General features: G+C 66.0%; 12 protein-coding genes. 11 read left to right on the top strand and 1 reads right to left on the bottom strand.

Annotated elements, in window-relative coordinates; all coding sequences use genetic code 11:
• The first annotated feature begins 18 nt into the window (after positions 1 to 18).
• The 4 genes from AC07M7_RS10915 to der all read left to right on the top strand — a co-directional run bounded on the left by AC07M7_RS10915 (position 19) and on the right by der (position 4214).
• Positions 19 to 888 (top strand): RodZ domain-containing protein, encoded by an 870-nt coding sequence (locus AC07M7_RS10915; protein ID WP_495207382.1) that lies wholly within the window; start codon positions 19 to 21, stop codon positions 886 to 888.
• Between the two features lie 65 nt (positions 889 to 953).
• Positions 954 to 1592 carry a YfgM family protein gene (locus tag AC07M7_RS10910; protein WP_046986536.1) on the top strand — a complete coding sequence of 213 codons (639 nt, stop codon included), beginning with the start codon at positions 954 to 956 and terminating at the stop codon, positions 1590 to 1592.
• Complete coding sequence (bamB, locus tag AC07M7_RS10905) at positions 1592 to 2800, top strand: outer membrane protein assembly factor BamB (protein ID WP_495207381.1); 1209 nt, start codon at positions 1592 to 1594, stop codon at positions 2798 to 2800. The genes AC07M7_RS10910 and bamB overlap by 1 nt, the downstream gene beginning before the upstream one ends.
• A 16-nt stretch (positions 2801 to 2816) precedes the next feature.
• Entirely contained in the window at positions 2817 to 4214 is a 1398-nt protein-coding gene (der, locus tag AC07M7_RS10900; protein ID WP_046986537.1) for a ribosome biogenesis GTPase Der, read from the top strand.
• An 87-nt stretch (positions 4215 to 4301) separates the two neighbouring features.
• On the opposite strand, the gene AC07M7_RS10895 is transcribed toward der, so the two are convergent.
• A complete protein-coding gene (locus AC07M7_RS10895) occupies positions 4302 to 5336 on the bottom strand; it encodes an alcohol dehydrogenase catalytic domain-containing protein (RefSeq protein WP_495207380.1) in 1035 nt (344 codons plus the stop codon).
• Between the two features lie 119 nt (positions 5337 to 5455).
• Here AC07M7_RS10895 and AC07M7_RS10890 point away from each other — a divergent pair, with 119 nt between their 5' ends.
• The 7 genes from AC07M7_RS10890 (at position 5456) to guaA (ending at position 14735) form a co-directional block, all read left to right on the top strand.
• Positions 5456 to 6376: a LysR family transcriptional regulator gene (locus tag AC07M7_RS10890; RefSeq protein WP_429000991.1), complete on the top strand. Its 921-nt coding sequence runs from the start codon at positions 5456 to 5458 to the stop codon at positions 6374 to 6376.
• A 92-nt stretch (positions 6377 to 6468) separates the two neighbouring features.
• Entirely contained in the window at positions 6469 to 7605 is a 1137-nt protein-coding gene (moeB, locus tag AC07M7_RS10885) for a molybdopterin-synthase adenylyltransferase MoeB (RefSeq protein WP_495207379.1), read from the top strand.
• Positions 7606 to 7823: 218 nt separating this feature from the next.
• A complete protein-coding gene (locus AC07M7_RS10880; protein ID WP_495207378.1) occupies positions 7824 to 9659 on the top strand; it encodes a monovalent cation:proton antiporter-2 (CPA2) family protein in 1836 nt (611 codons plus the stop codon).
• 173 nt (positions 9660 to 9832) lie between these two features.
• Positions 9833 to 10711: a bifunctional methylenetetrahydrofolate dehydrogenase/methenyltetrahydrofolate cyclohydrolase FolD gene (gene folD / locus AC07M7_RS10875; RefSeq protein WP_478475277.1), complete on the top strand. Its 879-nt coding sequence runs from the start codon at positions 9833 to 9835 to the stop codon at positions 10709 to 10711.
• Positions 10712 to 11131: 420 nt separating this feature from the next.
• Positions 11132 to 12589 (top strand): IMP dehydrogenase, encoded by a 1458-nt coding sequence (guaB, locus tag AC07M7_RS10870; RefSeq protein WP_447781214.1) that lies wholly within the window; start codon positions 11132 to 11134, stop codon positions 12587 to 12589.
• Positions 12590 to 12696: 107 nt separating this feature from the next.
• Positions 12697 to 13173, top strand: coding sequence for a hypothetical protein (locus tag AC07M7_RS10865; RefSeq protein ID WP_495207447.1), 477 nt, complete (start codon positions 12697 to 12699; stop codon positions 13171 to 13173).
• Entirely contained in the window at positions 13170 to 14735 is a 1566-nt protein-coding gene (guaA, locus tag AC07M7_RS10860; RefSeq protein WP_108771505.1) for a glutamine-hydrolyzing GMP synthase, read from the top strand. Before AC07M7_RS10865 ends, guaA begins: the two co-directional genes overlap by 4 nt.
• Positions 14736 to 15077: the final 342 nt, after the last annotated feature.

Below are 15077 nucleotides of genomic sequence, written 5' to 3'. Positions count from 1 at the left end.
CTCCAGGGTTGATGCATTGTGATTGATGACCAGACTGTGAGCGCTCTCGAGACTGCGGCCGGCTGCGGCACCCGCCTGCGCCAGGCCCGTGAGGCGGCCGGACTGACCCTCGAAGATGTCGGCTCGCGCCTGCGCATGCCGATCCAGGTGGTCAGGTCGCTGGAAGAAGAACAATGGCAGAAGCTCGGCGCGCCCGTGTTCGTGCGCGGCCAGTTGCGCAGCTATGCGCGCCTGCTGGATGTGGACGTGGGCCAGCTGCTGGAGCAGGCCCAGGTCGGGCCGGTGGTCCCGCCCACCCTGGTCAGCCATACCCATACCCCGCGTGCGCGCCGTATCGCCGAGAACCTCGGGCGGCGCGTGCTTTATGTCGGTATCACCGCGGTGCTGGCCGTGCCGGTGTGGTTCGCCACCCGTGGCCACTTCGATGGCAGTGCCACCCCGGCGCCGAATACCGCGTCGCTGGATGCGCTGCCGGCCGCCGTGCCGGTGACCCCGTCCGCAGCAGGCATCGAGCCGTCCACGCCGGTCGAAGTGGCGGCTGCTCCGGCCAGCAAGCCGGCGGCAACCCCGTACGTGGCCTCGCTGGCTCCTGTGCCGCGTTCGGCCCCGGCTGCTGCCGCGGCCAATATGCTGGACATGCAGTTCAATGGCGACAGCTGGGTCGATATCGGCGGCCCGGACGGTACCAGTGTCGAGAAGGCGCTGATCAAGTCCGGCGAGAGCCGCAGCTTCACCCCGGGCCAGGTTGCCCGCGTTACCTTGGGCAATGCCTCGGCGGTCCAGGTTCAGCAGAATGGCGCTATCGTCGATCTGACCCCCTACCAGCGAGCCAACGTGGCACGCTTTCAGGTATCCTCTGAAGGCTCCGTAGTCCCGGTTTCGCACTGAGGCGCGGTTTCACCACCTTCGATTAATCCCAATGGTCCCTCCCGACGGGCGGGGCGAGAGTACGCATGGCGATCGACGATCTGCTCGACGAGCACGAACAAAGTGAACGCGTCCGCAGCTGGCTGCGGAAGAATGGCGCCAGCATCCTCGGTGGCGTAGTCATCGCCATCGGTGCCATTGCCGGTTGGCAGTGGTACCAGAAGGATCAGGGCGGCAAGCTGGCCTCGGCCAATGTCGAGTACCAGAAGGCCCTGGTCGGCCTTCAGCAGAACAAGCTTGACGACGCCTCCAAGGCGGTCAAGGCGCTCGAAGCCGGCCCGTCCAGCATCTACGGCGACCTCGCGGCGCTGCAGCTGGCCAAGGCCCAGGTCGACGCCGGCAAGAACGAAGAAGCGCTGGCCACCCTGCGCGCCGTGAAGGTCGAAGGCGACCTGCAGCGCGTGGTCGACCAGCGCGTGGCCCGCCTGCTGGTGGCTACCGGCAAGAGCGACGAGGCCATCAAGCTGCTCGGCAGCGCCACTGACAGCAGCAGCCTGGAGATCCATGGCGACGCGCTGATGGCGCAGGGCAAGCGCGATGACGCCCGTGCACAGTACGAGAAGGCGCTGAAGACGCTGGACGTGGCAGCGCCGCAGCGGCGCCTGCTGGAAACCAAGGTTATGGATGCTGGCGGCACGGTCGCCGCCCCTGCGGAGTCGGTTTGATGAGTCAGAAGGTCATGATCACCCGCGTCGCCACCGTGCTCCTGATGGGCATGGCGTTGACTGGCTGCAGCACCGTGAAGGGCTGGTTCGCCGGCAAGGACGCGGCAGCGAAGAAGGCCCAGGAGCCGGCTGAACTGGTCAAGTTCGAGCCCTCCGTGAAGGTCAACAAGGCCTGGTCGGTCAACCTCGGCAAGGGCGAGCGCCGCATCGGCGTGCGCCAGGGCCCGGCAGTGGCCAACGGCCACGTGTTCGCCGCGGCGATCACCGGTGGCGTCCACGCCATCGACCTGCAGACCGGCAAGAAGGTCTGGACCTGGGAGCCGAAGAAGGAAAAGAAGAAGGCCAAGCTGCGCCTGTCCGGTGGCCCGGGTGTCGGTGAGAACCTGGTCGTGATCGGCACGCTCGATGGCCAGGTCATCGCCCTGGACATCAACGACGGCAGCGAGAAATGGCGCGCCCGTGTTCCGGGTGAAGTCATTGCCGCGCCGGCCGTTGCCCAGGGCATGGTCTTCGTGCGCAGCAATGATGGCCGTGTGACCGCTTTCGATGTCGGCAACGGCACCCAGAAGTGGTTCAACCCGAGCGAATTGCCGGCGCTGACCGTGCGTGGCAACGCGCCGGTGGTGACCGGTCCGGGCGTGCTGTTCATCGGCAAGGATGAAGGCGCGGTTGCCGCGCTTGCCATGCAGGATGGCCGCACCCTGTGGGAACAGAGCCTCGGCAACGGCGAAGGCCGTACCGAGCTGGAGCGTATGGCCGACGTCGATGGCGCCCCGGTGCTGGAGGGCAACACCCTCTATGTGAGCAGCTTCAAGAACCAGACCATGGCCATCGAAGGCCCGACCGGTCGCCCGCTGTGGGCGCGCGACCATGGCGGCGCGGGTGGCGTGGCGGTTTCGTCGGGCAATGTTTTCGTCACCGACAACAAGGGCGGCGTGTTCGGCCTGGACAAGGCGACCGGCGCAGCAATGTGGTCGCAGACCGAGCTGGCGCGTCGTTCGCTGACCGGCCCGGCGCTGCACGGCGACTACGTGGTGGTCGGTGACTACAAGGGATACGTGCACTGGTTGAAGACCGCCGATGGGGCGATGGCTGCACGGGCAAAGAGCGGCGGTGACGCCCTGCTTGCCCAGCCAATCGTCGTAGACGGGGTGCTGCTGGTGCAGAACGTGGATGGCAAGCTGACCGCCTTCCGGTTGGCAAATTAAAAATGGAGTAATCGCGATGCTGCCTTTGGTCGCCCTGGTTGGACGGCCGAATGTCGGCAAGTCGACTATTTTCAATGCGCTTACGCGCACCCGTGACGCCCTGGTCCACGACCAGCCCGGCGTCACCCGCGACCGCAACTACGGCGTCTGCCGTCTCGACGAGGACAATCATTTCCTCGTCGTCGACACCGGCGGCATCGCGGAAGAGGAAGAAGGCCTGGCCGGCGCTACCACGCGCCAGGCCCGTGCCGCCGCTGCGGAAGCTGATCTGATCCTGTTCGTGGTCGATGCCCGTGACGGCAGCTCGGCCATGGACGATGAGATCCTGGCCTGGCTGCGCAAGCTGTCGCGTCCGACGCTGCTGTTGATCAACAAGATCGACGGCACCGACGAGGACAGCGTGCGTTCGGAATTCGCCCGTTACGGCTTCAGCGAAATGCTGACCGTCTCGGCCGCGCATCGCCAGGGCCTGGATGACCTGCTCGAAGAAGTGGTGCAGCGCCTGCCGGAAGAAGGCAGCGGCGAAGAGCTGGACAACGATCCGAACCGCATCCGCATTGCCTTTGTCGGCCGCCCGAACGTGGGCAAGTCGACCCTGGTCAATCGCATCCTCGGTGAGGAGCGCATGATTGCCTCCGACGTGCCGGGTACCACCCGCGACTCGATCGCCGTGGACCTGGAGCGTGATGGCCGCGAGTACCGCCTGATCGACACCGCCGGCCTGCGCCGCCGCTCGCGCGTGGACGAGGTCGTCGAGAAGTTCTCGGTGGTCAAGACCATGCAGTCGATCGAGCAGTGCCAAGTGGCCGTGCTGATGCTCGATGCCACCGAAGGCGTGACCGACCAGGACGCCACCGTGCTCGGTGCCGTGCTCGATGCCGGCCGCGCGCTGGTGATCGCCATCAACAAGTGGGATGGCCTGACCGAGTACCAGCGCGAGCAGGCGGAAACCATGCTGTCGCTTCGCCTGGGCTTCGTGCCGTGGGCTGAGTCGGTGCGCATCTCGGCCAAGCATGGTTCGGGCCTGCGTGAGCTGTTCCGTGCGGTGCACCGCGCGCACGAATCGGCGAACAAGACCTTCACCACCAGCGAAGTGAACAAGGCGCTGGAAGTGGCCTACGAGACCAATCCGCCGCCGACCATCCGCGGCCACGTCTCCAAGCTGCGTTACGTGCACCCGGCCGGTTCCAATCCGCCGACCTTCATCGTGCACGGCACCCGCCTGAAGGAACTGCAGGAGTCGTACAAGCGCTACCTGGAGAACTTCTTCCGCAAGCGCTTCAAGCTGATCGGCACGCCGGTGAGCTTCATCTTCCGCGAGGGTACCAACCCGTACGAGGGCAAGAAGAACGTCCTCACCGAGCGGCAGGTCAAGGCCAAGCGGCGCTTGATGAAGCACGTCAAGGGCAAGTGATGCAGAGAAAGGCGGCCGCAGGGCCGCCTTTTTCGTTGCAGATGCCGGTAGCGCCGGGCCATGCCCGGCTGCATCGGGCGCCCGCTCTCAGGCGTGGCCCCACGGCAACAGCACGCCACGGAACCTCATCCTTCCTGACGACAGGCGGTCATACGCCTCGGACGCCCGGTCCAGATCAAAGGTCTCGACCATCGGCTTCACCTTGCCGGCGGCGGCAAGCTGCAGCACTTCACTGAGGTAGTGCTGGCCACCATGGGTGGCACCGATCACGCGCTGGCGCATCATGTGGAACGGCACGCCTTCGGACGAGATCGAGAAGGGCTGGCTGAAGTCCAGGCCGCACAGCACAACGCGCCCGTCGACACGCAGGCCAGTCATCGCTTCTTCGGCCGAGCTGAATTCATTGGTAGTCACCAGCAGCACATCGGTGCCGCCGATGGCCTTCAACTCCTTGCCATTGGCCACGACCTGGTCGGCGCCCAGCTGCAGGGCGAGCGCATGCTTGTCTGCAGAATGGGTGATGGCGATGGTCTCGAAGCCACAGGCCTTGGACAGCTGCAGGGCGACGTGGCCCAGCCCGCCGATGCCAAGTACCGCGATCTTCTCCCGTGGCTGGGGCGCCGCATCACGCAGCCCGCTCCAGGTGGTGTAGCCGGCACACATCATCGGCGCTGCGTCCACGTAGGACAGGCCGTCAGGCAGCAGTACCGTGCCTTCGGCAGAGATGGCGATGTACTGTGCATGTCCACCCTGCGCGGCGAAGCCAGTGGTGCGGGGCGCATCGCAATTCATCGCGGTCTGCCCGGACAAGGGGCGGCTCTCGCGGCAATAGGGGCATCGGCCGCACGCGGATTGGACCCATGGGGTGCCCACGCGATCGCCCACCCGGCGCGTGTGCACGCCTGCACCCACTTCCACGACCTCGCCGACCACTTCATGCCCTGGTGTCTGCGGGTAGATGTCGCCGCCATAGCCTTGGGTTGCCCACACGTCCGTGTAGCACATGCCCGATGCGTGGACCTTGACCAGCACCTGGCCCGGTTCGATCACGGGCATCGGCACGTCCTGTACCTGCCACGGCGCATTCGGTCCGGTCATCACAACCGCTTTCATCGTTTTCATCGTCTTGATCCTGTCCCGGTGGGTGAGCGCCGAGGGCGTGTGCCCGCGGACAACCCGGAGCGTAGAATCGGTTGACTATCAAGACAATCTCTCCAATATTTCACGATATGGTGAATCGTATTCAACAATCCAGCGGAGGCGATCTGGCCGCCTTCACGGCGTTCCTGGCGGTTGCAGCGCATCGGAGCTTCCGCAGCGCGGCGGCCGAGTTGAACATCACGCCCTCGGCGATCAGTCATGCGATCAAGGCGCTCGAGCAGCGGCTGGGTGCGCGCCTGTTCAATCGCACCACGCGCAGCGTCTCGCTGACCGACGCCGGGGAGCGACTGGCAGAAAAACTGCGTCCGGCCATGGCCTCGATCGAAGAGGCCCTGCAGTCGGTGGATACTGAGGTCGGCACGCCGCGTGGCACGGTCCGCATCAACGCCAGTGAAGGCGCCATACGGCTCGTGCTGAAGCCCGTGCTCGCGCGGTTCCTGCGCCAGTACCCGCAGGTCCACCTGGACATCGTCAGTGACGGCAGGTTGGGCGATATCGTTTCGGATGGGTTCGATGCAGGTATCCGCCTGACCGAAGCCGTGCCCCAGGACATGGTCGCGATTGCAGTGACCGCGCCCATGCGGTTCGCGGCGGTTGCCTCGCCAGCGTACCTGCAGGCGCGTGGCCGACCACTGCGGCCGCTGGATCTCCATCAGCACGACTGCATTCGTTTCCGCTTCGAAAGTGGGGCGATCTACCGCTGGGAGTTCGAGCATCAAGGCACCACCGAGCGGGTGAACGTCTCCGGGCCGATCACGCTGACGGACCAGCCGTTGATGGTCGACGCCGCCGTTGACGGCATCGGTATTGCGTTCGTTCCCGAGCACCTGGCACTGGAGCCATTGGCCGATGGCCGCCTGCTGCGGTTGCTTGAGGACTGGTGTCCCGAGTTTCCCGGCCTTTCGCTGTACTACCCGGGCCATCGGCACGTGCCGCCCGGGCTGAAAGCGCTGATCCGGATGCTTCAAGGGCAGAGTGCTGAGGGCAGCGCGCAGCGATAGACTGCTTCCATGATCGGGTACGTCCGCACGCCGCTGTGCTCGCCGGGCATGGCCCGGCGCTACCGGATGGGGCTCGGCACTACAATGGCCGCATGAGCATCCAAGAGCTTTCCCCCGCGCAGGCGCGTGAGCGCCTGGCCCACGGTGCCGTGCTGATCGATGTGCGCGAGGCGCACGAACGGGCCGGGGGCATGGCCGAGGGCGCGCGCGGCGTGGCCAAGGGCGAGCTGCAGGTCGACCCGACTGCGCATCTGCCGCGGCACGACCAGGAAATTCTGCTGATCTGCCAGAGCGGCAAGCGCTCGGCCGATGCCGCGCAGTTCCTGCTGGACGCCGGCTATACCCAGGTGGCTTCCGTGACGGGCGGCACCGTGGCCTGGCGCGAGCAATCGCTGCCCTTGGTGCAGCCGCTGACCAGTGCCGCCGATCGCGATTTTTACGACCGCTACTCGCGCCACCTGCTGCTGCCTCAGGTGGGCGAGGCCGGCCAGCGCCGGTTGCAGAAGTCGCGCGTGCTGGTGCTGGGCGCGGGCGGCCTGGGGGCGCCGGCCGGCTTCTACCTGGCTGCGGCCGGGGTAGGGCACCTGCGCTTCGCTGACCACGACCGCGTGGAGCGCAGCAACCTGCACCGGCAGATCGTGCATACCGAGGCCAGCGTCGGCCAGCTGAAGGTTGATTCGGCGCGTGAGCGGCTGCTGGCGTTGAACCCGTCCATCGAGGTCGAGGCGGTGCCCGAGCGGGTGATCTCCGGGAATGTGGATGCGCTGCTGGACGGCGTGGATGTGGTGCTGGACGGCTCGGACAACTTCCCGCTGCGCTACCTGCTCAACGACGCCTGCATCAAGCACGCCAAGCCGATGGTGTACGCCGCCATCGAGCGCTTTGACGGCCAGGTAAGCGTGTTCGACGCCGGCCGCCAGCGCGGCGTGGCACCGTGCTACCGCTGCCTGTTCCCGGAGCCGCCGCCGCCGGAGTTCGCGCCGAACTGTTCCGAGGCCGGTGTGCTGGGGGTGCTGCCCGGCCTGGCCGGTGTGCTGCAGGCCACCGAGGTGCTGAAGCTGCTGCTCGGCATCGGCGAACCGCTGGTCGGCCGGCTGCTGCGCTTCGATGCGCTGGGCATGCACTTCCGCGAGACCGGCATCCGGCCGGACCCGCACTGCCCGGTGTGCGCACCGGGCGTGCCGTTCCCGGGGTATATCGATTACGCCGCGTTCTGTCGGGGTGGGTGAGAGTGGGCGGGGCGCTCTGGTAGATGCCGACCTTGGTCGGCACTCTCGTGCCAACCAAGGTTGGCACCTACCGAGGCACGCGCGGTTTCGGGATGACCTATGGAGTTGCCCCCTGTGTCGTTCCACCATCAATACAATCAAACGCAACATGCATGCTATTGCCGTCATCGGCATTGCTCTATCGTTGAGTCCGATTTCGATTCTGGGGAACACACCGCATGGCGGTAGAAGCAGCGACCAGCGAGCTGGTCAAGGTCGTCGCCCTGTTGGGCGCGGCGGTGGTGATGGTGCCTTTGTTCCGCCGGGCCGGCCTGGGCTCGGTGCTGGGCTACTTCGCCGCTGGCCTGGCGATCGGACCGTTCGGGCTGGGCTGGTTCTCCGACCCGCAGGCGATCCTGCATACCGCCGAGCTAGGCGTGGTGATGTTCCTGTTCGTGATCGGCCTGGAGATGCGGCCCTCGCACCTGTGGAGCCTGCGCAAGGAAATCTTCGGGCTGGGCACGCTGCAGATCGTCACCTGCGCGCTGGTGCTGACCAGCATCGCCAAGCTGTTCGGGCTGCCGTGGCAGATCGCCTTCATCGGCGCGACCGGTTTCGTGCTCACCTCCACCGCGGTGGTGATGCAACTGCTGGCCGAGCGCGGCGACATCGCGCTGCCGTCGGGGCAGAAGATCGTCTCGATCCTGTTGTTCGAAGACCTGCTGATCGTGCCGTTGCTGGCGCTGGTCGCGTGGATGGCGCCGGCTGCCGGCAGTGCCGATGGCGAGGGCTCGCGCTGGATGTCGGTGGCGATCGGCGTGGGTGCCATCGTCGGCCTGGTGCTGGTCGGCCGCTTCCTGCTCAATCCGCTGTTCCGCGTGCTGGCCGAATCGAAGGCACGCGAAGTGATGACGGCCGCCGCACTGCTGGTGGTGCTGGGCGCGGCGCTGTTGATGCAGCTGTCCGGGTTGTCGATGGCGATGGGCGCGTTCCTGGCCGGCGTGCTGCTGAGCGAATCGACCTTCCGTCACCAGATTGAAGCGGACATCGAGCCGTTCCGCGGCATCCTGCTCGGCCTGTTCTTCCTCAGCGTGGGCATGGCGCTGGACCTGAGCGTGGTGGCCGCGCACTGGCAGCTGATCCTCGGGCTGGTGCTGGCGTTGATGGCGGCCAAGGCGCTGTGCATCTACATGGTGGCGCGCATCATGGGCAGCGATCACGCGCAGGCGCTGGATCGCGGCGTGCTGATGGCGCAGGGCGGCGAGTTCGCGTTCGTGCTGTTCTCCGCCGCCGCATCGGCCGGCGTGATCGATCTGGAGATCAATGCCAACTTCACCGCCGTGGTGGTGCTGTCGATGGCGCTGACGCCGCTGGTGGTGCTGGTCTACAAGCGCGTGGCGCCGACGCCGACCGTCAGCCTGGAAGGCGTAGATACCGCCGATGGCCTGTCCGGCAGCGTGCTGCTGATCGGCTTCGGCCGCTTCGGCCAGGTGGCCAGCCAGTCGCTGCTGGCCCGCGACGTGGACGTGACCATCATCGACAACGATGTGGAGATGATCCACAACGCTGAGCGCTTCGGTTTCAAGATCTATTACGGCGACGGCACCCGGCTGGACGTGCTGCATGCCTCCGGCGCGGGCAGTGCGCGGGCGATTGCGGTGTGCGTGAACAATGCCGAGGATGCCGACCGCATCGTCGAACTGGTGGCCCATCAGTTCCCGCAGGCCAAGCTGCTGGTGCGCTCGTTCGACCGCGAACATTCGCTGCGGCTGATCCATGCCGGCGTGGACTTCCAGATCCGCGAAACCTTCGAGTCGGCACTGCTGTTCGGGCAGGCGGCACTGGTGGAGCTGGGCGCGGACGAAGACGATGCGCGCGAGATCGCCGAGCAGATCCGCGAGCGCGATGCCGAGCGTTTCGAGCTGGAAATGGCCGGTGGCAGCCTGAGGGCCGGCGCGCACATGGTGTTCGGCAGCGCGCTGCCGGGTGTGCCGACGCCGACGCCGTTTACCGCGCCCAAGCGCAAGGCACGCACGCTCAATGCGGATGAAGTGCCGGAAGAAGAAGAGGAATGATCTGAAGCATGGTAGTGCCGGCCGCTGGCCGGCAACTGCACGATGCGTCCTGCGTTCATGAGGTTGCCGGCCAGCGGCCGGCACTAACGAAGCGGCGGCGGCCCGCATTCCCGGTGGGCGAGGGGGCTTGAATCGGGGACAATAGCGTCCCCGCCGCCCCACGCCCGCACCCGATGACCGACTCCGCCCCCCAGCTTCCTGCCCGCATCCTCGATGGCCGCCGTATCGCCGAGGACCTGCTCGACAGCCTGAAGGTGCGGGTCGATGCCCGTGTCGCCGCCGGTGGCAGCCGCCCTGGCCTGGCCGTGGTGCTGGTGGGGGGCGACCCGGCCTCGACCGTGTATGTGCGCAACAAGCGCCGCGCGGCCGAGAAGGTCGGCATCGAAGCCTATGACTACGACCTGCCGGCCGGCACCACCGAGGCCGAGCTGCTCGACCTGATCGACCAGCTCAACGCCGACCCGAAGATCAACGGCATCCTGATCCAGCTGCCGCTGCCGGGTATCCCGGATGCGCGCCGGCTGATCCAGCGCATCGACCCGCGCAAGGACGTGGACGGCTTCCATCCGGAAAACGTCGGTCACCTGGCCCTGCGTGAGTTCGGCCTGCGCCCGTGCACTCCGCGTGGCATCACCACGCTGCTGGGCCACACCGACCAGCCCGTGCGCGGCCGCAACGCCACCATCGTGGGCGTGAGCAACCACGTCGGCCGCCCGATGGGCCTGGAGCTGCTGATTGCCGGCTGCACCGTGACCAGCTGCCACAAGTTCACCCCCAAGGACGTGCTGGAACAGGCCGTGCGCAACGCCGACATTCTGGTGGTTGCTGTTGGCCGCCCGGGCATCGTGCCGGGCGAGTGGGTGAAGCCGGGCGCGGTGGTGATCGATGTTGGTATCAATCGGTTGGACGACGGCCGGCTGGTGGGTGATGTCGGGTTTGAAGCGGCTGCCCAGCGGGCCAGCTGGATCACCCCGGTGCCGGGCGGCGTGGGCCCGATGACCGTGGCCACGCTGATGCAGAACACCCTGGAAGCGGCGGAAGCGCTGAGCTGACCTTTTGGGGTGGGTGCCGAACGTTGGTCGGCACAATGCCGGCAGGCCGATGACCCGCTCCTGGTAGGTGCCAACCTTGGTTGGCACACATCCATCGGGGCCATGGCCCCATCTGGGACATCTGTGCCGGACGGATCGTGCCAACCAAGGTTGGCACCTACCAAAGGCGCTCCAGGACTGGCCCGAGTGATCCTCTTAAGGTGGGTGCCAACCTTGGTTGGCACACGTCCATCGGGGCCATCGGCCCATCTGGGTACTGGTGCCGGACGGATCGTGCCAACCAAGGTTGGCACCCACCAAAGCAGTAGCCGGCCCCCTGAACCAATCACCGCCCGCGCGACACTGCGTCGCATCTACCCCCTGCCACACGGCGCGAAAACAGGGTAAAATGTCGCGCTTCCCCACATCTCGGGTATGCCGATGCTGCGCATCCAGGCTGAAGCACTCACTTACGACGACGTCTCGCTCGTCCCCGCTCATTCGACCATCCTGCCCAAGGACGTCAACCTCGAAACGCGGTTGACGCGCGACCTGAAGCTCAAGCTTCCGATCCTGTCCGCCGCCATGGATACCGTCACCGAAGCACGCCTGGCCATCGCCATGGCACAGCTGGGTGGCATGGGCATCATCCACAAGAACCTGAGCGTGGAGCAGCAGGCCGCCGAAGTGGCCAAGGTCAAGAAGTTCGAGGCCGGCGTCATCCGCGACCCGATCACCGTCGGCCCGGAAACCACCATCCGCGACGTGCTGGCCCTGACCCAGGCGCACAATATCTCCGGCGTGCCGGTGGTGGGCAGCGACGGCCTGCTGGCCGGCATCGTGACCCATCGCGACATGCGCTTCGAGACCGAGCTGGACGATCCGGTCCGCCACATAATGACCAAGAAGGATCGCCTGATCACGGTCAAGGAAGGCGCCGCGTCTGACGAAGTCCTGCAGCTGCTGCACCGCAACCGCATCGAAAAGGTGCTGGTGGTCAACGATGATTTCGCCCTGCGTGGCCTGATCACCGTCAAGGACATCCAGAAGAACACCGACTTCCCGAACGCTGCCAAGGACATCGCCACCCGCCTGCTGGTCGGCGCGGCCGTTGGCGTGGGCGGCGATACCGACCGTCGCGTGGAAGCGCTGGTGGCTGCCGGCGTGGACGTGATCGTGGTCGATACCGCGCACGGCCATTCGCAGGGCGTGCTGGACCGCGTCAGCTGGGTCAAGAAGAACTTCCCGAACGTGCAGGTCATCGGCGGCAACATCTGCACCGGTGAAGCCGCGCTCGCGCTGCTGGACAGCGGCGCGGACGCAGTGAAGGTGGGCATCGGCCCGGGCTCGATCTGCACCACCCGCGTGGTGGCAGGCGTGGGCGTGCCGCAGATCACCGCGATCGACCTGGTGGCCGAAGCGCTGCAGGACCGCATCCCGCTGATCGCCGACGGTGGCATCCGCTACTCCGGCGACATCGGCAAGGCACTGGCCGCCGGTGCCTCCACCATCATGATCGGTGGCCTGCTGGCCGGTACCGAGGAATCGCCGGGCGAAACCGAGCTGTTCCAGGGCCGTTCGTACAAGAGCTACCGCGGCATGGGCTCGCTGGCCGCGATGGAGAAGGGGTCCAAGGACCGCTACTTCCAGGACGCCGCCACCGCCGACAAGCTTGTGCCCGAAGGCATTGAAGGCCGCGTGCCGTACCGCGGCCCGGTGGGCGGCATCATCCACCAGCTGATGGGCGGCCTGCGCGCCACCATGGGCTACGTGGGCTGCGCCACCGTCGAAGACATGCGCAGCAAGCCCAAGTTCGTGAAGATCAGCGGCGCCGGCCAGCGTGAGAGCCACGTCCACGACGTGACCATCACCAAAGAGCCGCCGAACTACCGCGCCTGATGCGCTTGCGAACTGCTCTTGCGATTACGGGCAGCCTGCTGATGGCAGGCTGTTCGTTGTCCGAACCGCCGCCGCGCTCCGGGTCTCCGGGCGCGGCGGTTTCGCAATTGCAGAACGTGCAGGCGTGCCAGAACGCGTTCTCGCTGCCGAAGGGCTGGCAGGTGCAGGCCGCTGGCGAGCAGCGCTGGCTGCTGAAGGGCACAGGCGAGCGTCCGCTGCAGGTCACGCTGCAATGCATTACCGAGCTGCTGCACGGGCCGGATGATCCGGTGCTGACGCCGGTGCTCGGTCCGTTGGAGCCCGCACGCATGAGCGTGCGCTGGGCGTCCTGGGGCGCTGCGGAGTCGGGCGTCTCGATGGCAGCGCTGCAACGGCGCATCGTGCCCGGCACCGAAGTGCAGGAAATCGCCGAGCTGCCGCGCGCTGACCGCTCCAACCCCAATGCACCGCATGGCTTGCTGATGCTGCGCTGGGATGAGGAAGACACCTCACATATTCAACAACGCGAGGCGTTCATCGCCACGCTGACGCAGAGCCTTGAAGCGCCGGGCGCTGCGAAAAACACCACTGGAACGGCACCATGACCAACATCCATAACGACAAGATCCTCATCCTCGATTTCGGCGCGCAGTACACGCAGCTGATCGCCCGCCGCATCCGCGAGCTGGGCGTCTACTGCGAAATCTGGGCGTGGGACCACAACCCGGCCGAGATCGCCGCGTTCGGCGCCAAGGGCATCATCCTGTCCGGTGGCCCGGAATCGACCACGCTGCCGGGTGCGCCGGCCGCGCCGCAGGAAGTGTTCGACAGCGGCCTGCCGATCTTCGGCATCTGCTACGGCATGCAGACCCTGGCCGCGCAGCTGGGCGGTGCCACCGAAGCCGCTGACCAGCGCGAATTCGGCCACGCCGAAGTGAACGTGATCAACCCGGATGCACTGTTCAAGGGCCTGAGCGACCACGGCGGCGAGCCGAAGCTGAATGTCTGGATGAGCCATGGCGACCACGTCTCCGTTGCGCCGCCGGGCTTCACCATCACGGCCACCACCGACCGCATTCCGGTGGCCGCCATGGCCAACGAAGAAAAGCGCTGGTACGGCGTGCAGTTCCACCCGGAAGTGACCCACACCCTGCAGGGCCAGGCGCTGCTGCGCCGCTTCGTGGTGGACGTGTGCGGCTGCCAGACCCTGTGGACCGCCGCCAACATCATTGACGACCAGATCGCCCGCGTGCGCGAACAGGTGGGCGATGACGAAGTGATCCTGGGCCTCTCCGGCGGCGTCGATTCGTCCGTCGTGGCTGCGCTGCTGCACAAGGCCATCGGCGAGAAGCTGACCTGCGTGTTCGTGGATACTGGCCTGCTGCGCTGGCAGGAAGGCGACCAGGTGATGGCGATGTTCGCCGAGCACATGGGCGTGAAGGTGGTGCGTGTGAACGCCGCTGACCGTTACTTCAACGCGCTGGAAGGCGTGAGCGACCCGGAGGCCAAGCGCAAGATCATCGGCAACCTGTTCGTTGAGATCTTCGACGAAGAGTCGAACAAGCTGAAGAACGCCAAGTGGCTGGCGCAGGGCACCATCTACCCGGACGTGATCGAGTCGGCCGGCAGCAAGACCGGCAAGGCGCATGTGATCAAGAGCCACCACAACGTGGGCGGCCTGCCGGAGCACATGAAGCTGGGCCTGGTGGAGCCGCTACGCGAGCTGTTCAAGGACGAAGTGCGCCGCCTGGGCGTTGAGCTGGGCCTGCCGCGCACCATGGTCTACCGCCATCCGTTCCCGGGCCCGGGTCTGGGCGTGCGGATTCTGGGCGAAGTGAAGCGCGAGTACGCCGAACTGCTGGCCAAGGCCGATGCCATCTTCATTGATGAGCTGCGCAAGGCGGACCTGTACGACAAGACCAGCCAGGCGTTTGCCGTGTTCCTGCCGGTGAAGTCGGTGGGCGTGGTGGGCGATGCGCGGGCTTATGAGTGGGTGATTGCGCTGCGGGCCGTGGAGACGATCGACTTCATGACGGCGCATTGGGCGCATCTGCCGTATGAGTTCCTGGGTACGGTGAGCAACCGGATCATCAATGAGTTGCGGGGGGTGTCGAGGGTTGTCTATGACATCTCGGGGAAGCCGCCGGCGACCATTGAGTGGGAATGAGTTGAAAGAACGAGGGCGCCGAGAGGCGCCCTTCGTTTGCGGGCGGCTTCTTGCGATTGAGTAATCATCTACGCTGTAGAGAAGGTCGGAATGATTGGAAGCTCCCGGAGTACATTCCAATCTTGACGAAGGATAAAAACATCTTCGACATTCTTGTTTTCCTCTCGTCGTGAGCCAATCAAGCGCGCAAGAAGGCGCGGTGGAATCCTCATCAGGCGGCCATGCCCGTGATTGTGCTTGCCTTCTTGGAAGGGCACGGTGCATTTAAGGGTGATGCGCGCTAGAGTGCGATGATCGATGGACATCAAGCCGAAATTCAAATCAACCACTAGGATCGCAAGG

Source organism: Stenotrophomonas sp. GW821-FHT09E08 (assembly GCF_059416125.1).
Note: the sequence above shows the minus strand (reverse complement) of the source record. Positions and strands in the feature narration are given on the sequence as shown.